Annotated in this window: 19 protein-coding genes; 8 read left to right on the forward strand and 11 right to left on the reverse strand. The window is 61.0% G+C overall.

What is annotated here, in order from left to right:
• Positions 1–47 precede the first annotated feature (47 nt).
• From BLW08_RS08725 to BLW08_RS08755, 7 genes are all read right to left on the reverse strand, one after another.
• Complete coding sequence (locus BLW08_RS08725) at positions 48–914, reverse strand: amidohydrolase family protein (protein WP_091324461.1); 867 nt, start codon at positions 912–914, stop codon at positions 48–50.
• A 58-nt stretch (positions 915–972) separates the two neighbouring features.
• Positions 973–1872: an ABC transporter substrate-binding protein gene (locus tag BLW08_RS08730; protein ID WP_091324463.1), complete on the reverse strand. Its 900-nt coding sequence runs from the start codon at positions 1870–1872 to the stop codon at positions 973–975.
• A 131-nt stretch (positions 1873–2003) separates the two neighbouring features.
• Complete coding sequence (locus BLW08_RS08735; protein ID WP_217639218.1) at positions 2004–2906, reverse strand: hypothetical protein; 903 nt, start codon at positions 2904–2906, stop codon at positions 2004–2006.
• A gap of 78 nt (positions 2907–2984) precedes the next feature.
• The gene (locus BLW08_RS08740; RefSeq protein ID WP_091324464.1) at positions 2985–4634 is read right to left on the reverse strand and encodes a thiamine pyrophosphate-binding protein; all 1650 of its coding nucleotides are present in this window, start codon (positions 4632–4634) and stop codon (positions 2985–2987) included.
• A gap of 12 nt (positions 4635–4646) precedes the next feature.
• Positions 4647–5720, reverse strand: coding sequence for an amidohydrolase family protein (locus tag BLW08_RS08745; protein ID WP_091324466.1), 1074 nt, complete (start codon positions 5718–5720; stop codon positions 4647–4649).
• 20 nt (positions 5721–5740) lie between these two features.
• On the reverse strand, positions 5741–6610 hold the full coding sequence (locus tag BLW08_RS08750) for an HpcH/HpaI aldolase family protein (protein WP_091324468.1): 870 nt from the start codon (positions 6608–6610) through the stop codon (positions 5741–5743).
• Positions 6610–7200, reverse strand: a complete 591-nt coding sequence (locus tag BLW08_RS08755; RefSeq protein ID WP_091324469.1) for an SRPBCC family protein — start codon at positions 7198–7200, stop codon at positions 6610–6612. Before BLW08_RS08755 ends, BLW08_RS08750 begins: the two co-directional genes overlap by 1 nt.
• 259 nt (positions 7201–7459) lie before the next feature.
• Here BLW08_RS08755 and BLW08_RS08760 point away from each other — a divergent pair, with 259 nt between their 5' ends.
• Genes BLW08_RS08760 through BLW08_RS08770 form a run of 3 tightly spaced genes read left to right on the forward strand, consistent with a single transcriptional unit; the run spans position 7460 to position 10072 of the window.
• On the forward strand, positions 7460–8428 hold the full coding sequence (locus tag BLW08_RS08760) for a substrate-binding domain-containing protein (protein WP_091324471.1): 969 nt from the start codon (positions 7460–7462) through the stop codon (positions 8426–8428).
• A 22-nt stretch (positions 8429–8450) separates the two neighbouring features.
• A complete protein-coding gene (locus BLW08_RS08765) occupies positions 8451–9305 on the forward strand; it encodes an amidohydrolase family protein (RefSeq protein ID WP_091324472.1) in 855 nt (284 codons plus the stop codon).
• A gap of 38 nt (positions 9306–9343) precedes the next feature.
• On the forward strand, positions 9344–10072 hold the full coding sequence (locus BLW08_RS08770) for a GntR family transcriptional regulator (protein WP_091324474.1): 729 nt from the start codon (positions 9344–9346) through the stop codon (positions 10070–10072).
• 1349 nt (positions 10073–11421) lie between these two features.
• Here the strand turns inward: BLW08_RS08770 and BLW08_RS08780 are convergent.
• Complete coding sequence (locus tag BLW08_RS08780) at positions 11422–12363, reverse strand: LysR family transcriptional regulator (protein WP_091324476.1); 942 nt, start codon at positions 12361–12363, stop codon at positions 11422–11424.
• Positions 12364–12483: 120 nt separating this feature from the next.
• Between BLW08_RS08780 and BLW08_RS08785 the strand changes: the two genes are divergently transcribed.
• The 4 genes from BLW08_RS08785 to BLW08_RS08800 all read left to right on the forward strand — a co-directional run bounded on the left by BLW08_RS08785 (position 12484) and on the right by BLW08_RS08800 (position 16252).
• On the forward strand, positions 12484–13476 hold the full coding sequence (locus BLW08_RS08785) for a DUF1852 domain-containing protein (protein ID WP_091324477.1): 993 nt from the start codon (positions 12484–12486) through the stop codon (positions 13474–13476).
• Positions 13477–13496: 20 nt separating this feature from the next.
• The gene (locus tag BLW08_RS08790) at positions 13497–14540 is read left to right on the forward strand and encodes a methionine synthase (RefSeq protein WP_091324478.1); all 1044 of its coding nucleotides are present in this window, start codon (positions 13497–13499) and stop codon (positions 14538–14540) included.
• Positions 14541–14542: 2 nt separating this feature from the next.
• Entirely contained in the window at positions 14543–15115 is a 573-nt protein-coding gene (locus BLW08_RS08795) for a flavin reductase family protein (protein WP_090820981.1), read from the forward strand.
• Between the two features lie 270 nt (positions 15116–15385).
• The gene (locus BLW08_RS08800; protein WP_091324480.1) at positions 15386–16252 is read left to right on the forward strand and encodes a hypothetical protein; all 867 of its coding nucleotides are present in this window, start codon (positions 15386–15388) and stop codon (positions 16250–16252) included.
• 254 nt (positions 16253–16506) lie between these two features.
• Here the strand turns inward: BLW08_RS08800 and BLW08_RS08805 are convergent, their stop codons facing one another.
• The 3 genes from BLW08_RS08805 to glpX form a co-directional block, all read right to left on the reverse strand.
• Positions 16507–17403, reverse strand: a complete 897-nt coding sequence (locus BLW08_RS08805) for a tyrosine-type recombinase/integrase (protein ID WP_254779793.1) — start codon at positions 17401–17403, stop codon at positions 16507–16509.
• Between the two features lie 767 nt (positions 17404–18170).
• The gene (locus tag BLW08_RS08810; RefSeq protein WP_091324481.1) at positions 18171–18596 is read right to left on the reverse strand and encodes a universal stress protein; all 426 of its coding nucleotides are present in this window, start codon (positions 18594–18596) and stop codon (positions 18171–18173) included.
• A gap of 47 nt (positions 18597–18643) precedes the next feature.
• Positions 18644–19585 (reverse strand): class II fructose-bisphosphatase, encoded by a 942-nt coding sequence (gene glpX, locus BLW08_RS08815; RefSeq protein WP_091324530.1) that lies wholly within the window; start codon positions 19583–19585, stop codon positions 18644–18646.
• 240 nt (positions 19586–19825) lie between these two features.
• On the opposite strand from glpX, the gene BLW08_RS08820 reads away from it, so the two are divergent.
• On the forward strand, positions 19826–21124 hold the full coding sequence (locus tag BLW08_RS08820; RefSeq protein WP_090820733.1) for a CitMHS family transporter: 1299 nt from the start codon (positions 19826–19828) through the stop codon (positions 21122–21124).
• The last annotated feature ends 108 nt before the right edge of the window (positions 21125–21232 follow it).

Raw genomic sequence — 21232 nt, forward strand, 5'->3', positions numbered from 1 at the left:
ATTCCTCCTGGGTATTGAGCTGTATCGCTGCAGTGTGCAGGCGGGGCTTATCGCGCGATCACTGCCGCGCTGTAGATACGGACTGCGTTGCCGCCAAGGATTGCAGCTCGTTGTGTGTCGTCCAGTTGAGGCAGGTGAGCTTCAATTGACTCACGCAATTCTGTGAGGGTTCCAGCCGAAGCTGGGAAGTTCGATCCCCACATCAGCCGTTCCGCACCGAAGGTCTTCACGAGTCGGCCGAGAACGGCGGTCGTGTCGACATCCGGTTCTTCATTGAGGCGCTTCAAGGCCGGAGGTGTGATCTTCAGATGCACTCCGGTGAACCGGGACAAGTGGCCGAGCTCAGTTAGGTGCGGGTAGTCAGGTCCGCCGGTGGCGTTGGGGCGGCCCGCATGGTCGAGCAGCACGGTCATGCCGGGGCGGGACTCAAGGACCTGGGCGAGTTTCGGGGCGTCTTTGGAGTGCATCTGGATGCACACCGGAATGTCATTGGCTGCGATGTAGTCCCAAACCGCTTCCATCCTTTCGTCCGAGACGCCGGAGCCGGGCGTCGGCACCTTGGTAGTTCCGTCGGAGACCCTGATACGGACCCCGCTGAAGCCCTGCTCCTCAATCAGCTGCTGCAGGTCATTGACCGCAGAGTCGGCGAGGAAGTTCACCGCGCCCACGGCGACGAGACGGTCGGGGTACCTCGCCAAAGCGGCGGCGGCGTAGCTGTTGTCGAAACCGTAGACGGTGGATGCGTGGACCAAGGCTGCCCTCTCAACCCCGGCTTCGTCGAGGCTCCGGACCAATTCGTCGACGTCGACAGGGCGGGTCTGGGACCATTCCGAGCGGGTTCCGCCCAACGGCTTCGCGGGGTAGGTCTCTGAATCCGCCGAGATGGCGTGGGTGTGGGTATCGAAGTATTGCATCAGTCCTCCTCGGGACGCTGGTGCCGGGTGCGGGGGTGCGGGGCCAAGTCTTGTCCGATCACGACTCCCCCACGTATTTCTCGAAGTCGGCGAAGATTTTTTTGGCAGTTAGGTCGCCCCTGATAACTTCTTGCTCACGGGCGTAGCGGATGGCGGTGTCAAGGGTTGCGAGCAGGCTGTCTGTAACGCCGTACTGGATGACCATCTCCCGGGTCGTACCCCCGGGAATCTCAGGACGGGCGGCGTCAATGCTTTGCTGCAATGCCCGATACACTGCACGGACCCCGTCGGGATTGGTCTCGACGAGTTCGCGTCGAACAACAATCAGGTGGTTGATCGGCACCCAGCCGTGCTCGGCATGGTACTGCGTCTGGCGTTCCTTCCAGTCAGGAAGCAATGGTTCCAGGCCTGGGACGTGATCGGCGGACCGGGATCCCATCACCACGGCGGACAGCTCGCCTGCGGTAAGCAGGTCCACCAGCTTCGCCTCCGTGCGTTCGACGTTGACCGGTTCCCCTGCAGTGGCCACATGGGGGCCTTCGGCGGTGACCCAGGTGACGTCCTGGGAGCGTAGCCCATATGTATCCGAAAGCATTCCGCGGACCCACAGGCCGGTGGTCTGGCTGTGGGCGCGGACACCGATCCTGCGTCCGGCAAGGTCTTCGGGACGAACCTTGGTGTCACCATTCCATACGGAGATCGACCGGTGGTGGAAGTTTCCGTGCAAAACGACCGGCAAGGCCACAACAGGTACGTCGGCTTCGATGGCCTGGAACAGGGTGGCTATCGCCAACTCGCAGAAGTCGTAGCGTCCTTCGCGAACCATGGGAGCGAACGTCCGGTGGATTGGTTCAACCTCGACGAACTCAAGGTCAACGCCCTCCGGGACAACCGTGCCGTCCTTGAGGGGACGGGTATGGTCGTAGTCCCGCAGCGCCACAGTCCAGGGGGCGGTCATCGAAGCTCCTTTGCTAAACCACACTTTGTTGTACAATCCAAAATCAAGCTAACAGTGATTTCTGTCACTTTCAAGGGATATCGGGCTGTCCGTGAGAATTTCTTACTCATTTCGTACAACAATCCCTTGTCCTAGCCGCCCAGTCGCGACGCCGGAACGGCCAGTGCCGCGCAGGTGCGTGCCACGAGCTCGTCGTAGTACACGGGCCGGGGCAGCAGATCTTGCTCCCACGCGTATTGTGCCGCGGCCGTCACGGCCGGGCGGAGGGCCGCGAAGCCGTAGGGTTCCAGAGGCACACCCGTAGCCAGCTCCTTCCGGCTCTCCAGCCGCTCCGCGATTGCGTCGTACATGTCGCACACCGCGCCGCTAAGTTCGCGGGCGGAGCTTTCGCGCACGGCGAAGATGTGGTTGACCGGAACATAGCCAACCCTTTGCGCCCATTCCTCGGACGCTGTCGCAGGGTTGGCAATGACGCTTCTCACGCGAGGGTCGTCAGGGCGGTCGTTGCCCATCACGGCGAAGTCGACGCGACCTTCGAGCAGGTCGTTCGCCAGGCTGGCGCCTTCTTCGGCGCGTTCGACCCAGGAAGGTTCAGCTTGTTCGGGGATGTGGCCGCCTTCGTAGGTGCGCCAGCGTACCGAGCGCAGGTCCATAGTGTATTGGTGGGCCAGGAAGCCGCGCACCCACATACCGGTGGTCTGGCTCCAGGCCCTCACTCCGACGGTTCGACCAGGAAGGTCCTCGACGGCAAGTTGCTGTGTGCTGATCAGCGTCTGGTGCTGGTGCCTGCCCAGGGCTGTGAGGGGTAGGAACAGTACGGGCCGGTCGTGTGCCACTGCCTGGAGCATGGTGACGATGGCGATTTCGCTGACTTCGTAACTTTGGCCGGCGACGAAGGGTTTGAAACCGTTGTGGACCGGGCGCAGCGGTGAGGCGGTCACGCCTGCGATGGAAGAGTGCGACTCCAGGGCGGCAAGGGCGGCTCCTGCGAGCTCCTTGTCGTTGATCAAGAACTCAATTTCGGCGGTCGTCATCGACGTGCCTTCCTTTCTAGTGTGCTAACACGGCACTGCCGTGATTGGTTGGTCCGGGACCGGATGCCGGAAGGAGTCTCATACGTCCTCGGCGTGCCAGAGCCTGCGGTAAGGAACGCTGAGCACCTTGCGGGTGATGCGAACATCGACGACTGTGGGCGAGGGATTGGCCACGAACTCCTGCACAGCGGTCCCGAGTTCGGCGATGGTACGGACCATGGCGCCCTTTCCGCCGAGTGCGATGGCCGCGGCGCCAAGGTCCGGCGAGGGTATGGCCGTCAGTTTGGGGTTTAGCCCGTGCGCTCCGGATTTGTGGAACTCCGCGCCGAGGGCTTCGTCGTTCATGACGATGACCAAGACAGGCCATTGGTAGCGGCACGCTGTGTCGAATTCGGCCAAATGCATGATGAAGCTTGCATCGCCTTCTACGACAAAGGTCGGTTGGGCACGTGCGGCGCTCCAGCCCATGGTCAGGAGCGGCGCCTGTCCGATCGCCCCGAAGAGGCCGTAGTTGGATACGATCTCACGGGGCCTGGTGAAGAGCATGGTGCCGAAATCGGTCTGGTGCCCGCTGCCCATGACGAGCGGCAGCTCAGCAGGGGCCAGCCGGTCAAGGGCGAGGATCACCTCGCGCGGGTCGAGCTTGCCCTCGTCTTGTACGAACGGTTCCGTCAACGTGTCGGCGTCGCGCAGCTGGTCGGCGATTTCGGCGGTGTGATATCCGTTGTGTTCGGCGGTGTCCGGGAGGGCTTTCACCAATGCTTCAAGGGATGGCCGTGCATCTCCGCGGATGTAGCAGTCAGCTGGCTGACCTGTGCCGTTGATGATCTGATTGGCATGATCCAGGTGGATGATCCGGGCCTCAGGGTAGAGATAGCCGTGCTCCGTGGTGTAGTGGTTGAGGCTGGCGCCAACGGCTACCAGGCAATCCGCTTCCTGCAGGAGACCGTGGGCCGTCGATGTGCCGTACAGGCCGGAGATGCCGGCGAAATAGGGTGTCCGGTCGCGCAGCCAGTTCTTCGTTTGGAGCGTGGTGGTGATCAGGGCGTTGGTCTTGCTTTGCAGGGCAAGTACGAGGTCCGAGACGTCGGCGGCCCGTGCGCCCTTACCGACGAGGACCACGACCCGCTCGCTCTCGGCGAGAATCTTGACGGCCTCGTCGATGCGCTGGGGATCCGGCTGTGCGAGGGCGGTGTCGATCAGGTCGGTGGAGGGAACGTAGACGGGTGCTCCGTCGAACTCGGCCTGTTGGATGTTTGTGGGTGCGCTGATCATCACTGGCCGTGAGGTCGTCCGGGCCAGCCAAAAGGCCCGCTGGACGGCCTGCTGGGCGCGGGCGGGTGAGGAGACCTGGATAAAGCCGCATTCGACGCCTTCGGCGAACTTTGCCTGGTCAAGGTACTGCGTTGCGCCCAGATCGCCCAGGGCCACTTCGCCGCTGAAAATGACGAGAGGGGTTCTTGCCCGGCTGGCGCAGACAAGGCTGGTGGCAAGTTGGGTCACGCCAGGGCCGCTGGTGGTCGATGCCACTCCGGGTTGCCCCGCGCCGCGGGCCCAACCATCGGCCATGGCGAGGCCTGATCCCTCATGGCGGGCCTCGAACAGGGTTGCCCCGCGCTCTGCCATGGCGTGCATCCAGTGCATGTTGGCGTCCCCTGTCATGCCGAAGACATGCGATGTGCCCTCGGCGATGAAGGCTTCAGCCAGTGCTTCATAAACTTTTGTCATGGTTCCTCCTGGTCAGTTCGCTGTAGTAGCAATGGCACCCACAGAGGTGCCGGCTACGATTTGGCCGCGTTCCTCAAGCCGCTGACGCAGACGCGGGAACACGTTCAACGCGTTCGTGGCGGCGATCGAATCGCGCTGCGCCGGGTCGGCGAAGTCGAGCGAGTCGAGCAGGAAGCGGGTGTCGTCGTATCGGTGGCCGGAGTCCGGGTCCACACCACGTACGGCGCCGAGCATTTCCGAGGCAAACAGGATGTTCTTGGTGGGCACGGTGTCAACCAGGAGTTGGAGGCCGCGGGCGCCGTACACGCAGGTATCGAAGTACAGGTTCTCGCCGATGATGTCGATCAGATCGCCGCGGCCCTGGTCCTGCATGACGCCTTGGTAGCGTCCCCAGTGGTAGGGCGCTGCCCCGCCTCCGTGCGGCAGGATCAACTTAAGGTCCGGGAAGTCCCGGAAAAGGTCCGACTGGATCAGCTGCATGAAGGCGGTGGTGTCGCCGTTGAGGTAGTGCGCGCAAGTTCCGTGGACGGCAGGGTTGGCTGACATCGAGGAATGCACCATGGCCGGCACTCCAAGCTCCACCATCGCTTCGTACAGCGGGTAGTAGTAGCGGTCAGTGATCGGCGGCGCCCGCCAGTAGCCGTCGGAATGGTCCGGGTTCAGGTTGCAGCCGACGAAGCCAAGCTCCTCGACGCAACGGCGCAGCTCCTCCACGCAGACGTCGATCTCGCCCAGGGGTGACTGCGGTAGCTGGCAGACGTTGGCGAAGCTGTCCGGGAACAGCACCGAGGCACGGTGCACGGTGTCGTTGCTCAACCGGCTCCAGGTCAGGCTGGTCTCCTGGTCACCGTAGTGGTGCGCCATCTTGCCGGCGATAGGGGAAAGCAAGGCAAGGTCGATTCCGTGCTGGGCCTGCAGCGCCAGCTGTCCCTGAGTCAGGGCCTCGGCGATGTCGTCGTCGGAGATTTCCAGGTCGTCGGCGGAAAGATGCCGGCCGTGCTGCTCGATCTCCACAATCTGGAGGTCGCGCCAGGTCTTGAGGGCATCGGGAACGGTGGTGAAGTGTGCGTGAATGTCGATGTACATGATGTTTATTGATCTCCTGGTTATCGGCTGGAGTTGGCTGGAACAGCGGCGGTGAGGTTCCGTCCGCGGACCAGACCCGGGTAGGTCACCACCGGGGCGGTCATCAGGAACTGGTATCCCTTCTCCAACACCTCGTCGATGTTTCGCTCCGTGACGTGCGGGTGGCCGACGGCTACTCCTTTTGCCTCGCAGATTTCCACGACCCGGTCGCGGTGGGCCTGCACGGTGGGGTGCTCGAACTGGCGCGGTACGCCCAGTTCCTGGCTGAGGTCGCCTTCGCCTACGAGGATCAGTCCGACTCCAGGTACTTGGTCGAGGATTGACTCGAGGTTTTCGACGGCCCGGACACTTTCGATCATGAGGCCGACCAGAATTTCCCCTTGGGGAGCCAAAGGCCAGACGTCCGCGCGTTTGTAGTATTCATCCACCGGCACGCCCCAGTAGCGGGCAGCCCAGGCGGGACTGTCGCCGCGCAGGCCGAAAGGTTCGCGGCTCTCGTCCTGATTGATGCTGGGATAGCGGCACGCCGCCACGGCATTGCGGGCATCATCCACAGTGTCGACATGCGGCCACACGATGCCGTACGCGCCGAGATCAAGCGCTTGTTTGGCGTGCCACTGCGAGCGTTCCCCACCGTTGGGCGGAATCCTCACCAGAGGGGTTGTCCGCGCGGCAAGGGTGTCGGCTTCGAACACCTGTCGACGGTCCAGAAGGTATTGCATGGAGTCTTTGAGTTGGGGAACGTCCCAGGGTTTGTGCTCTGCCTCGAATAGGAGTGCGTCGTAGCCGGCGTCCCGGACCGCGACCGCTCCGGCGGGATCAGGTGAGGCAAAGGTAGCGAAGACTCGTTCGCCCTTTTCAAATTTGTCGATGATGCGGTTCAGCCTCATTAGTTGCCCACTCCTTCCGCGGAGCTCTGTGTCCGGGCGCCGGCACCCCTGAAAAGGCCAGCCAGGCGCGGCTTTTTGTCCGACGCGGATCCGGGAGTGTTCTGGCTGTTCGGATCAAGCTGAGCGCAGGTGCTGGTCAGGCTGTCAGTGAACGATTTGGTCATCCGGTCGACGACAATCGACGCTCCGGTAGTGATCAGCGAAGCCAGGGCTCCCCCGATTTCGACGCGCCCTTCAAGGACGACAACTGAACCGTTGGCATCCGGCTCCACGCTGTAGTTCGCGTGGCCCTGGACCCGGGTGGAACCGCGGTTGTCACTGCCTTTCGCTTCAAGACGGCCGGTCCGGGCGTCTTCGTCCAGGACCAGGTTTGCGCGGGCCTTGAAGGAAACCTTGATGGCTGCGAAGCGGACGGCCATGATCGCGTCGAAGCTGCCATCGTCATGGAACTCGCCCAAACGGGATCCATCGATGCAGCCCACCACTTTGTGGGGATCGGACAGGATGCTCCAGACGATGTCTGGCGGGTGGGGAACAGATACGCGCTGGGCGATAGTGATCACGGGAAGCTCCGGTTCATCGGTGGTCATTGTTGGCTGGTAGGCCCGCCGACGTCGGCGGAACCTCAAGCGAAGTGAGGACCTGTAAACATTTTGTACAACAATCCGAAGGTAGCACCGGTTTGACCCAGTTGTGAAGAGGGCCACAAATCTTGGCAGCAAATGACGAAAGACCGGCCACAATGCGGGAATTTCATCGGCTTGGATTGAATAATCCTCAAAGCTTGCACTTGTTCACCCGCGTGCTAACCTGAATGTATTGTCCAACAATCTGAGCATGGAGGTCTCGATGGAGCACCTAACCGTCGCCTTGGGCGACTACCCCCATTCCGCGGCAATCAACGACGGCCGGGCCACTGTGGAGGGTTACGCAGTCAAGCCGGTCGAAGTAAAGCCGATCATCGCCGCCTACCGCAGAATGATCCGGGATCTGGAGTTCGACGTTTGCGAACTGGCCCCGGTTTCCTACCTCATGGCAAGGGAAGCCGGAGTTCCCATTACCGCGATCCCGGTCTTCCTCAACCGACGCTTCCACCACGGCGACCTTCAATGCGCGCCGGGTTCAGGAATCGTACTTCCCACAGACCTGAACGGACGGCACGTGGGCGTTCGCGCCTATTCGGTAAGCACTGGCGTGTGGGGTCGGGGCATTCTTGACGAGGACTACGGTGTGGACCTGAAGTCGATCACGTGGGTCATCGACGATGATGACCACGTAGAAGGAAAGGTACCCGCCAACGCCCACCGGGTCATCGATGGCCGGTCGCTCGGGTCGCTGCTTCTGGCTGGTGAGATCGACGCCGCCTTCACCGGCAACGCAGGCACAGGACGTGCAGGCGCACCGACCGCCGGCTGGGAATCGGCCACACCTGTTACCGACACCGGTGAGACCTACCCCCTGTTCCCTGACAGCGACATCATTGAACGGGATTCATACCTCCGCACCGGGATTTATCCGCTTCACTCCGTAATCGTTGTCCGCAATGAGCTCGTAGAGAAGGATCCGTCCCTGCCCACAAAGCTCTACGACGCGTTCGTACAGAGCAAACAACTGCACCTGGATGAAGACCCCACTTGGTCGTCCCTCCCCCGGCTTGCAAAGCAAAGCCGCATGATCGGCGGAGACCCCATCCCCTACGGACTCGAAAGCAACAAATCCAGCATCGAAGCGCTGCAGCGCTTCAGCCGCGACCAGGGCCTCACAGACGGAATCCCCGGCGACTCCATCTTTGCTGCCGGCACCTACGCAGATCACTAGAAACCCAAAGACAAGGAAAGACATGGACATCGTCGACAGCCACTGCCACATCCTTGCGGCAGACACGGACAAGTACCCAAAAGCGCCGCTGGGCGGCCACCAATCAGTATGGGCAAGCGAACGACCCGTAACCGCCGAACAGCTCCTCCAGCGCATGGACGAGGCCGGCATTGCACAGGCCGTTCTCGTGCAGGCAACCACCGCGTACGGATATGACAACAGCTACGTGCTCGATTCAGCAGCCCGCTGGCCGGACAGGTTCGTAGCCGTCGGTACCTTCGACCCGATGGCCACCGATGCAAGCCGACGCCTACGCGCAGGCATTGAGCGCGGTCTGGCCGGCGTACGCCTCTTCACCACAGGCAGCACCGTCTCCGAGCAGGGCATGTGGTTCGCCGACGAAGCCACCGACGAATTCTGGGCCGCTGCAAGCCACGAGAACATCCCTGTTTGCCTGCAGCTGCGCCTAGGCGACGATACTGCCCCGGTGTTAAAGGACCTCTTGTCTCGACACCCTGACGCCACGATTCTCCTGGACCATTGTGGATACCCGGACGTACGCACTTCCCCCACGAAAGCTGCCGACGACCTCACCGCATTAGCCGGCCACCCCGGACTGCACCTGAAGTTGACCCACCGCACCCTGGAGGGCCTGGATGACATTGGAGAACGGGCCCGCGATTTCCTTGACCCACTGATCGAGGCGTTTGGGGCCGACCGGATCTCCTGGGGTTCCAATTGCCCTGCCGCCGAGCAGACCCTTGAGGAACTTCGTTCCCTTGCAGAGCGGGTACTCAGCGTAATACCCCACAAGACCCGCGAGAGTATCTTCAACGAGACCACACGACGGCTTTACCCCGCCTTGGGAACTACCTGATACATTCACCACGTGTACCACGGAAAGGGGCACAGCACATGAGTGAGCTAACATCGGTCACCGGCGACCTCTCCTCCACCCGTACCATCCAGGCCTACGAGGATCTTCGCAACCTAATAATCTCAGGACGATTCCAACCCAACGTTCGCCTCACAGAGGCGGAATTGACGGGCCTGCTGGATGTCTCTCGCGGAACCGTCCGGTCGGTCACGGCCCGGCTGGTCCAGGAGGGCTACCTCACCAGCGAACCCCACCGTGGCGTGCGGACGCGAATTTTCACCATTGAAGAAGCCGTGGAAATTCTTGAGGCGCGCGAGATCCTCGAATCGGCTTTGGCAGCCAAGGCCGCTGAACGGGCCACCGATGAGGAGCTCGAGGAACTTGCCGTGATCTGCGAGCAGATGGCCACTGCCGAATACGACCGACAAGAGGCGGAATACTCAAGGCTGAACCGCGGCTTCCACAAGCTGGTTCGCGACTCGGCACGACAGCCCACGCTGTCCGGATTCGTGGATCAGCTGTTGTACGCGCTCGTCATGCGGCAATACCGGAGCCTGACCCGGAAGCACCCGCGTCGGGACGCGCTCAGCGAACACCGGGCCATTCTCTACGCGCTCCAGACCCGGAACGCGGAAGCCGCCAGTGCAACCATGCGTCATCACGTCGCATCTGCACGCCGGGCACTGCTCACCAGCACCACAGCGGCGCCGGAGGCTGAGGGACTGACCGCAGTGGACCTCGAAACCGATGCCGAGGTATCGGCCTGACCTGAACAGGCAGATACCTCCTGCGGTTCTGTGGAGGAATAAGTGTAATTCCTTGGGACGGCCTCTCCTCATCACCCTACGATGAGGGAGGCCATCCTTGTGCTCAGTAACCCATTCGGTGGGGTATCCGTGATGGCTCAGGTACCTAGGCCATTCGGCGAGGGACATCTACAGTTGATTCATAAAAAGGGGGCGCCATGCAGTTGCTCGGTGTAGTCATTGCAGCAGGATTATTGATCGTTGCGACGATCGCTCTTTATCTGTTGAAGTGGAAGAAACAGCGGCCAGTCGATTCGGATCCGGAGTCGGAACGTGCACTCCGGGATTTCCGCCATGGAAAGACCCTTGGTCAATCCCACTACGTCGGGCTGGACAACACTGGCCAATGGAGGTAGCGAGCTAAAAACGGCGAACATCACCAAAAGAGCCGGCACTCGAGATTGGGCCGGCTCTTTCATGTTCCTCGGGAAAATATGATCTGAGGTGCAGCGTCGTTGCTGCAGTGTTTTGGATGCTACGGGATTCCTGATCCCAGGAGCTGATGGGCCCGTGCATATGTGGGAATTGAGCAGCGTCAACGGGAGGCGCGACTGATCGGCAAATTGGCCCTTCCGCAATCGCCCATCAGCACTTTCTGGGCGGTCCTTCACTGTTCCGGGGAGCCCGTCAGACATCCACCTGAGATCAGGCGCTCGGCTAAGCGAGCATCATGGTAGCGTCCACCGACGTCGCCGGTTGGTCATCGCGTTCGGATAGTTGCAACCTCAGCCCCAACTTTCAAATGCCGCAGCGACGGCCCGCCATTTTGGTGCGTCCAAAGTTCAGTCCACAAGAGCGGCGGGCATGCAACTCAAAATAGTTCCAACCGCGCCCAAGACCTTCTCCTGCCAACAGACGACGAAGATCCTTACTTCCAGTCCAGGGGTCACCGAGCTGGGACTAGGACGGAATTCCCCGGCTTGGTCGCACTGGGAACTGGCGGAAAAATGCGGAATCCGGGCCACTCCGACGGATTTAAAAAAAGGCGGTCCGAGGCGGAAAGTGCGGACATTGTCCACATCTTGTTCCTGCTTCTACGGCTACCCTGCAGTGCGAATTCCCGGGACCCATTAAGAATGTCGGGTGGGCACTTCTTGCACAGGACCTCGGTCAGCACCGTATCCGGGCTGATCACACAGTACGGTGTCTGCCTAGCATCTCTGACGTGGAGTTCCAGAAAGCCCGGCGTGATGTCCCTTGGCTGGATCGTCATCACCTGCACCAGGCCGGGTAGCGCCACGCCGAACTCAGCGACGACGGCAGCAGTCAGTCGAGCAGCGCCACGCCGAACTCAGCGACGACGGCAGCAGTCAGTCGAGCAGCGCCACGCCGAACTCAGCGACGACGGCCCGCAATTCCCCGAGGTAGCGCTGCGCTTGGTCGGTGAGCGGGATCGAGGCGTGGCCGATCCAGCCGATCTCGATGCGTTCGTCAACTTCGAGCGGGATGGCGACGATCTCAGGGTCGAGCTGACCGCTGATGATGCCCGTCGAGATCGTGTAGCCGTGGAGCCCGATCATGAGGTTGAAGATCGTGGCACGGTCAGAGACCCGGATCTCCTGCTTGCTGGACAAGGTGGAGAGAATCTCCTCGGCGAAGTAAAACGAGTTGTTCGCACCTTGATCGAAGGTTAGCCTCGGCAAGCCGGCGAGATCATCGAGAGTCGCACGCTCTTTTGAGGCGAGCGGGTTCTTCCGTGAAATGAAGATGTGCGGATCGGCGAGGAAGAGTGGAGTGAACGCGAGCCCGGATTCCCGGAGCAGCTTGTCGATGACCTTCCGGTTGAAATCGTTCCGATAGAGGATGCCCAACTCGCTGCGGAGCGTCCGGACATCCTCGATGATGTCCCAGGTACGGGACTCCCGCAGCGAGAACTCGTATTCGGCCACATCAGTGGCCTTGACCATCCGGACGAAGGCGTCCACCGCGAACGAGTAGTGCTGCGTTGACACCCCGAGCAGACGTCGCCGCGGCGGCCTACCAAGATAGCGCTGCTCGAGGAGGGCGAACTGCTCCACGACCTGCCTCGCGTAGCCAAGGAACTCTACCCCGTCGGCGGTGAGCGTGACTCCGCGGGCGGAGCGAAGCAGGAGTGCCCGGCCAACCCGGGCCTCAAGGTCCTTCATCGAGGCGGACATTGTCGGCTGCGCTACGTAGAGAAGATCGGCGGCTGCGGAGATCGACCCCTCAGCTGCAACTTCTATGAAGTAACGGAGCTGCTGCAGGGTCAATCCGCTCGAGATCTGGGGCATAGGGCAATTCTATATGAATGCATAGTAACCACTAGTTACCTGATACCCATGGGAAAGCTGCACCATGGATACATCACCTTCTGAAAGGCCGTCTCCGGCCCATCAACGGATTGGCAGCACATGGCAGACGACTTCACCTTCAGCATCACCACCACCCCCTTCGACGAGGACTACTCCCCGTCAGAAGGCTCCCGGATCACCACGAATTTCGCCAACCTGGCACGGGGCGAGCACCGCCAGGAGAACCTCCGCAACGCCTTGACCATGATTCGGCGCCGCTTCAACGATCTCGCAAGCTGGGACAACCCGGACCGGGACCGTTACACGCTCGAGCTTGAGATTGTCTCCGTGCAGATTGAGTTCACTGCGGAAGGTACGGATCGGCAGTTCCCCCTGTTCGAAGTTCTCGACATCCAGATCGTCGACCAGCTCAACGGGGTCCGCCACCAGGGGATCGTGGGGAACAACTTCTCCTCCTACGTCCGCGACTTCGACTTCAGCGTGGTTCTGCCAGCGGCAGCAGCGGAGTCAGGCAAGCCCACCGTTCCAGAAGACTTCGGCGATCTGCACGGCAAACTGTTCCAGCAATTCCTCGATTCCTCCGCCTGCCAGGAACGCTTCCCGCAGCCGCCAGTGGTGTGCATCAGCGTCTCCACGAGCAAAACGTACCGGCGAACGGAGAACCATCACCCGGTCCTGGGCGTCGAGTACCAACAGGACGACTTCTCGCTGACGGACGCGTACTTCGCCAAGATGGGGCTACAGGTCCGCTACTTCATGCCACGCGGCAGCGTAGCGCCGCTCGCCTTCTATTTCCGCGGCGACCTGCTCAACGACTACTCCAACCTGCAGCTCATCGGCACCATCAGCACCATGGAGACGTTCCAGAAGATCTACCGCCCGGAGGTCTACAACGCGAACTCCGCCGCCGCCGTCGTCTACCAGCCGAGCCTGGGAGAGCAGGATTACTCGCGGACCCAGATCGCTTACGACCGCGTCGAGCGCAGTCAACTCGCGATCACGCAGGCGAAGTACACGGAGGAACACTTCATCACGCCCCACAAGGACCTGCTGGACCAGTGGACCGCCAAATACCCCGCTCTCGTCAACTGACCCACGGAGAATCGTCAATCATGAACACACTTTTGCCCACCACCGTTGTCGGTAGCCTGCCGAAACCATCGTGGCTCGCAGAGCCGGAGACTCTGTGGTCCCCGTGGAAACTGGAGGGAGATGCGCTGCTCGAGGCCAAGCAGGATGCGCTGCGCATCGCCATCCACGAACAGAGCCGACGCGGCATCGACATCGTCAGCGACGGCGAACAAACCCGCCAGCACTTCGTCACCACCTTCATCGAGCACCTCAGCGGGGTGGACTTTGAACAGCGCAAGACCGTGCGCATCCGCGATCGCTACGACGCCAGCGTGCCCACCGTCGTCGGAGCGGTGCGCCGCGAGCAGTCGGTATTCGTCGAAGACGCAAAGTTCCTCCGCGCAACTACCGACCAGCCGATCAAATGGACTCTTCCCGGCCCCATGACCATGGTGGACACCCTCTACGATGACCACTACAAGAGTCGCGAGAAGCTGGCCTGGGAGTTCGCCACCATCTTGAACCAGGAGGCGAAGGAACTCGAGGCGGCCGGCGTGGACATCATCCAGTTCGACGAGCCCGCGTTCAACGTCTTCCTCGACGAGGTCAAGGACTGGGGCGTGGCTGCGCTTGAGCGAGCGGCAGAAGGGCTGCGTGCGGAGACTGCTGTGCATATCTGCTACGGCTACGGGATCAAGGCGAACAATGACTGGAAGGCGACGCTCGGCTCACAGTGGCGGCAGTACGAGGAAACGTTCCCGCTGCTGCAGAGCTCCAGCATCGACATCATCTCGCTGGAATCCCAGAACTCCCACGTGCCCATGGACCTGATCGAGCTCCTCCGAGGCAAGAAAGTCATGCTCGGTGCAATCGACGTCGCAAGCGAGACCATCGAGACCCCGGAGGAGGTAGCGGACACCCTCCGCAAGGCCCTTCAGTTCGTCGATGCGGACAAGCTCATCGCCAGCTCCAACTGCGGCATGGCACCGTTCCCCCGGGACGTCGCCCTGGCCAAGCTGAGTGCTCTCAGTGCAGGGACGGGAATCGTTCGCGAGGAACTTGAACGCTCCGCCCCCAAGGTGTAGCGATGTTTCACGCCTATCCCACAGACACTTGGCTCGGGGCTCCGAAGAAATCTTTCACTCAGTCCCTCCCGGCCGACGACTTCAAAGCACTGTTCCGTGGCCACCCCGGAGGTGTCGCCGTCATCACGGCCGACGCCGGCGAAGGGCCAGTGGCGCTGACGGTATCGTCGGTGGTGTCAGTGAGTGCGGAACCTCCATTGCTGATCTTCTCGGTCTCGGCACTGTCCTCCTCGTCCGAGGTTCTCTCGCGCGCCGAAACCGTCGTGGTGCACCTGCTGGACGCGCACGACGTCGACTTGGCAAAGTTTGGAGCGACCCCCGGCGCCGACCGCTTTGACCAGACGCACCGCTGGTCCGCCCTTGCAACCGGCGAAGCGGTCTATGAAGATGTCCGCGCCTGGGTCCGGTGCGCCGTCATCAATCGCATGGAGGTGGGGACCTCCACCATTATCGCCGTTCACGCCCTGGAGTCGCGCGTGATGCGTGACGTCCAAGCGGGCGAACCCGGCGACGCTCTGGTCTACCACAACCGGTCCTGGCACCGCCTGGGCGAGCATTCCAAGCTTGAGGGCTGAGCGCCGCGCCAACAATGCGAGGCGGCAAGCCGAACGGCTCACGACGGCGGGAGGTAACTTCCGCCGTCGTCCTCGTTTAACATCGGCATCCAGCGACTCCCTGGATGGCTCGGATGCAACCCTGGTCTGCACGCATGCGACCCTGAACCCGCTCCCCCACCACTGAACAGGCCAACCGGGGCCAGGCACATGTGGCGTCATTCTCTCGCGTGAACAAGCAAACAACAGTTATGCTAGTCGTTGGATTTATTGCTTGGTATGGGGGCAGGTATGGGGATTACTTTTGATGACGGCGCGGCCGATGCGCTGATCCGTGCCGCGAACTCCGCCGACGAGGTTATGCGCGCCGAGGGAGGCTTCCTGACCGGCTCTGTGGACCAAGCGCTGCAGCACTTCAAGGGTGGCTACGCGCGCTTGTTCGAGGAGGCATGTGGCATCAGGTCCGATGATCGCGGCAGGCTTGCGGGTGTTCTTACCGCTCTGGCTGATGACGTTCGGGAGGCCAGGCTCCGAGCTCAGCAGGAGAAGGCCCGGCAAAAGGAACTGGCCGCTTGGCGGCAACGCGATGATGTCCGTAAACAGGTGCTGAACCGACGAAGAATCACGGCAACCGTTTTCGCCGCCTGCTCGGTCTTTCTGCTCGTATCCGGATGCTTCCCCACAACACCGGGCAATAGTGACACGGCAAACCCCTCATCTTCACAGTCGAATTCAACAAGCGATCTTCCCATCAGCGGAGAAGGAACGACGATGACGCCAGAAGCAGCCGGCAGCGAATTATTTGGACTCCTAGATGAGATCCAGGCGATGGCGCCGGGTGAATGGACCAATAAGGATGTTCCGGCAGGTGGCTACTGCAACTTCCAGGGAACCGGAGGCGGCAAAGAATTCGGCGGATCCAGGACCAGGGGCCCCCTTGGCGACACCGAGCGCGAGACACTAGGGCAAAAGGTCGAGGAGTTCTATAAGTCCAGCGGGTACGACGTGAAGGTTTTTGATCAGTCGACGGCCACGAACAAGCTCATCATAACCAACGGCTTCGGGCCGGATGGATTGGTTCTTCAGGTGTATACCGGCGATCTCGGCACAACTGTCGCTGGCAATAGCCGTTGCGTTGCTGACCCGCAGGGCAAGTGATAGTCGGGCTGACCACGACGTGCGGGGCCACAGGACGGTGTCGAGCAGCTACTCGGACTATATAGGCCTTCTGCACTCAATTTTCGAATCCTATGGTGGTCCTGTCACCCGGCATAAACCCGACATCGACACTACGTGGGTGCGGACTGCCCCACAGAGGAACCTGGCTGGCTGGGGAAGTCAAGGGGCGGCATAGCTGCGCCCGAGCCACTGCGCCAGCTTTGCGACGCAGGCATCCCTCTTGGTCGGTAACGTCAGGAACAAGAGCATGCTGTTGCTGGTCTGCCAAGGGCAGTTTTGGTCGTCCAATGGCAGGTCATCGCTGGCTGCAGGGTAGACCAGCGCCGAGAGCGGCGCGTCGTGAACAGCAGGTCGCCACCAAGGCGGCCAGCCACCAACGGAATGAGTAGATCAACCAGCCCCGGATTCAGCCCGATGGTCCGCTTGCCAGCACCCGTCTTCGTGGGGCCGATGTAGAACTGGTTTTGCCCATCCAGCTTAAATGCCTTGTTGATCCTGGCGGTGGCCGGCTTTCTCAGCAGGTCGATGTCGGCGACGGTCAGCGCCGTGGCCTCACCGAAACGGGTGCCAGTCATCACCAGGAAGTTGGTGAAGTCGCGGTACCGCACCCCCATGCCATCCATGATCAACCCGAACTCTGCATGAGTGAGGAACATCAATTCGTCCTCGGCCTTCTCAGCGCTGGGCAATTGCACACCCCTGCACGGATTGCGAGTGATGTAACCCAACATCTCCGCGGTGTTCATCGACGCGGAAATCAGGCCGTGCACGTTCTTGATCGTCTGCGGTGAGCATCCCTTGGCCATCATCGACTTCACCCAATACGCGATTATCCGGTAGTCCAGCCTGTCGACGGGGACGTGGCCAATGACCTTCTTCACATGGAGATCAAGCATCGTCTGATACGTCTTCACGGTCCCGCTCGAAGGTCGAATCAGGAGGTCGATGTGCTCCTGAATGACCTCACCCACCGTGGGTATCTTCGCCCTGTTGTCCATCAGTGCCTGCTGGGCGATCTCAAAGGATTGACCGTTTGCATCGAGCAACCGCTTGAGCGTTTCAGCCTCATGCGCGGAGTCGACAGTGAGACCCTGCTGCTTCCGGATCTTGGGGCCACGCCAGACCACCATGAAGGACAAGGAGCCGTCCTTTTTGAAGCGTTTCCGGATACTAGCCACATAAAAATGCTAGTTCCATATCAGACTTGGGGTTTTGTCAACATTCAGGGGCCATATAGGCCCCTGACCTGCAACAACATCGTGCCCGAGGTGGGACTCGAAGGCGATTCTGGGTATTGGAAACACTGGGAAGTGGCGGAAACATGCGGAATCCGGGCCAGTTCGATGGGTGTACGTGGTAGTCCGAGGCGGAGGGTGTGGACATTGTCCACACCGTTTTCTCTCTTCGTAGCGATGGCAGATCGCTCATGTTCTTGGGCGGAAGCGGTGCCACGGAAATAATGGACGACGACGAACTGAACGCATGGCGGAGCCTGAATAGCATGATTTGCCTCGCCGGGACTCCGCCACATGGACCGACAAGCGGGCCCAAATGTTCAGCGGGTCAGTGGTTGCCTGTTGTAGTGCCGTCTTGCACGCCGGTCTCACAGGGACAAGCCCGGACAAGGCTAAGGCTGGACACGAATAGCCCTACGCGGATACCCCCTCATATAACCCACGCACCCGCGGAAGCGAGGACCTTGGACCGTCTACTGTCTGGAAAGTTGTGTGGTGCACGCCCTGATTACGAACCTCCCCTTAGCTTGCATCAACGGTGATCCGGCGCCGGCCCCGGCTGTCGGGTTGCGTGTTGCGATTCCGCGTGCCGGCGCCGGAAAGCTAATTGGGTCCTAAGAGTGGAGAGCAGCGGCAGCGCCGTACTACAAACCAGGCGAGCGTCAGCCTGCCGTCTTGGCAATGTAGACGTCGCAAGGAGCATTGTGGGCCACGCTGCTAGCGACGCTGCCAAGTACACGGCCGAGCCCGTGCATACCCTTGTTGCCGACAACGATCATTCTGGCTTCGACCCTCCTTGCTTCGTCGAGCAGTACCTGAGTCGCGGTTCCGCGGACAGCCGCGTAGGTGACTTTGAGATTGGCCGAGCTCAGTTCGGCAGCAGCCTTCTGCACCGTCTTCTCCGCATTCGCTTCATGGCTGGCCACTCGATGGTCACTTCCGGTACCAAACACTATGGTGCCGTCGTCGTCGTAGGCCGTGACAACATGGAGCGCCGCACCAAGCGATAGGGCCAGGTCCCTGGCGGCATCAGCGGCACTCTTAGCTGTGACGCTGCCGTCTACCCCTACAATGATGGCTCCGGTCATGACTGAATCTCCTTCGTATTTTATGAAACGGCGTGAAAGGTTGGCTGCTATTCGGAGTCGTACCATTTGGATTCGAGGTGATCGGCAACGACCCTGCGAATGGTGCCTGAGTGGGAGCGCAGGACGATGCTGGTGGTTCGAACAAATCCAGGCATACGCCGGACTCCGTCCACGAGTGCGCCGTCGGTGACACCAGTGGCCACAAAATAGCAATTGTCTCCCCGAACCAGATCGTCCTGGTCAAACACGCGATCCAGGTCATGGCCGGCTTCGAGGGCCTTCGCTTGCTCAGAGGCGTCAATAGGCGCCAAACGCGCCTGGATGAGCCCACCCAGCGCCTTCACCGCACAGGCAGTAATTATGCCCTCGGGAGTTCCGCCGACCCCCACACACATATCTATGCGTGAATCGGGCCGAGCGGCATTGATCCCCCCTGCCACATCACCGTCCAGCAGCAGCCTGGTGGAGGCTCCGGTCGCCCGGATATCAGCAATCAACTGCGAGTGCCGTGGGCGATCGAGGACCGCAATCTGCAGGTCGTCAACTGCCACACTCTTGGCTCTGGCGAGGGCACGGATGTTTTCACCGACCGGTCGCCTGAGGTCGATGACCCCGCGGCCTTCCGGGCCGGTGACAATCTTGTCCATGTAGAAGACAGCACTGGCGTCAAACATTGATCCGCGCTCTGAGACGGCGATGACCGAAAGTGCGTTTTGACGTCCGGCGGCCGTGAGGCTGGTGCCATCGATCGGGTCGACAGCAACGTCCCACGAAGGCCCTGTGCCGTTGCCGACGTGCTCTCCGTTGTACAGCATGGGCGCGGCGTCTTTCTCACCTTCACCGATCACCACCACGCCATCAAAGGCGACGGAACCGAGGAAATGCCGCATTGCGTCCACGGCCGCACCGTCGGCGGCGTTCTTGTCACCCTTGCCGATGAAGGGGGCGGCCCGGATCGCCGCGGCTTCGGTGGCTCGCACCAGCTCCATCCCCAGATTGCGGTCAGGAGCATCGAGCGAGGTGATGGATTTTCTGTTCACGTGGTTGATGATACCGAAAATTCGATTAGTGGTCGACCACTCGACCACTTACTTGACTGGTCGACCACTTTAGGTTTACCGTCGAAAGCGTGCCCGACCCAAGAGGTTGAGGGACCGGGTTACCGGCAAGGGACCCAGCACGTCAGAGTTGCCGTCAGGGAGTCAGTCCCTCAACATCAAGGAGTAACGATGCTCGCCGTCGTCGGATTCGCTACGCTCGGATCATTTATGATCGCAGTCATGCGCAGATGGGCCACCGCGTTTGTGGCCATCATTTGCGCTCCAGTCCTGTTCGCTGTAATCGCAGGTTTCGGCCCGGACCTGGGAGACATGGTCATGTCTGGCCTGAAGACGGTCGCTCCGACCGCCGTTCTGCTCCTCTTCGCAGTTCTCTACTTCGGCGTCATGATGGACGCCAAGCTCTTCGATCCCATATCGAAGCTCATTCTTCGACTCTCCAAGGGAGATCCGGTTCGGATTTGCGTCGGCACTGCTGTGCTGTCCATGGCCGTGGCCCTGGATGGTGATGGCACCACGAGCTACATGATCATCTGCTCGGCCTTCCTGCCCATCTACAAGAAGCTCAAGATCAACCCCCTCATCATTGCAACGGTCGCTGCCATGTCACTGGGACTCATCTCCGGGTCCACTCCTTGGGGAGGCGCCGCCACCCGGGCCATCAGCGTGCTGCAGCTGGATGCAACTGAATACTTCGTCAGCCTGATCCCCTCTTTGGCCCTTACCTGTGCGTTCATTCTCGCGGTCGCCTACATCCTTGGCCGGTCGCAGAGGAAGCACGTCGATGCAGCCGCCGTTGCTGAACTGGCGGCGGAGATCAAGAACGGCACTCACCACATCGGCGAACGTCCTACCTGGCGAACCTGGGTAAACGCCGGCCTGACCATCCTGCTGCTGGTTCTCCTGATTGCCGGAGTCGCACCGTTGGTGGTCCTCTTCATTGGCGCCTTCGTTATCGCCTTGCTCGTCAACCACCCGAAGCTGCATGACCAAGGCGAATCCATCAAGCGACACGCAGTGAGCGCCGTACCCGTTGTCATGCTCGTCCTTGCCGCCGGCGTCTTCACTGGGATCCTGTCTGATTCCGGCATGATCCAGGCCATGGCTGATGCGCTGCTAAGCATCGTCCCGACGTCGATGGGTGCTCTGCTTCCGCTCTTTACGGCCGTCATTGCCATCCCGCTCGGATTCTTCATGTCCAATGACGCCTTCTTCTTCGGCATCCTCCCGGTACTCTCCGAGTCCGCGTCGCAGTACGGCATCCACGCCAATGAAATCGCCCGTGCAGGTGTCGTAGGCCAAATTTCCCACATGATCGGACCTGCGTCTGCTCCCCTGTGGGTACTCCTCGGGCTTTTGAAGAAGGACCTCGGAGAGTTCCAGAAGTTCTCGATTCTTTGGGTTGCTGGTGCCTGCCTCGCCTTCATCGGCTTCCAAATCCTCACCGGCGCCATCAGCGTTACCGGCTGATCGCCCCCACTGATTCCTGGTCCGTCAACGAGACCTGGTTATAAAGAAAAGGAAATACCGTGACTACATCCAAGCAGTACCGATTGGCCGTTCTGAACGGCGATGGCA

The organism is Arthrobacter sp. cf158 (assembly GCF_900106835.1).
GTDB lineage: Bacteria > Actinomycetota > Actinomycetes > Actinomycetales > Micrococcaceae > Arthrobacter.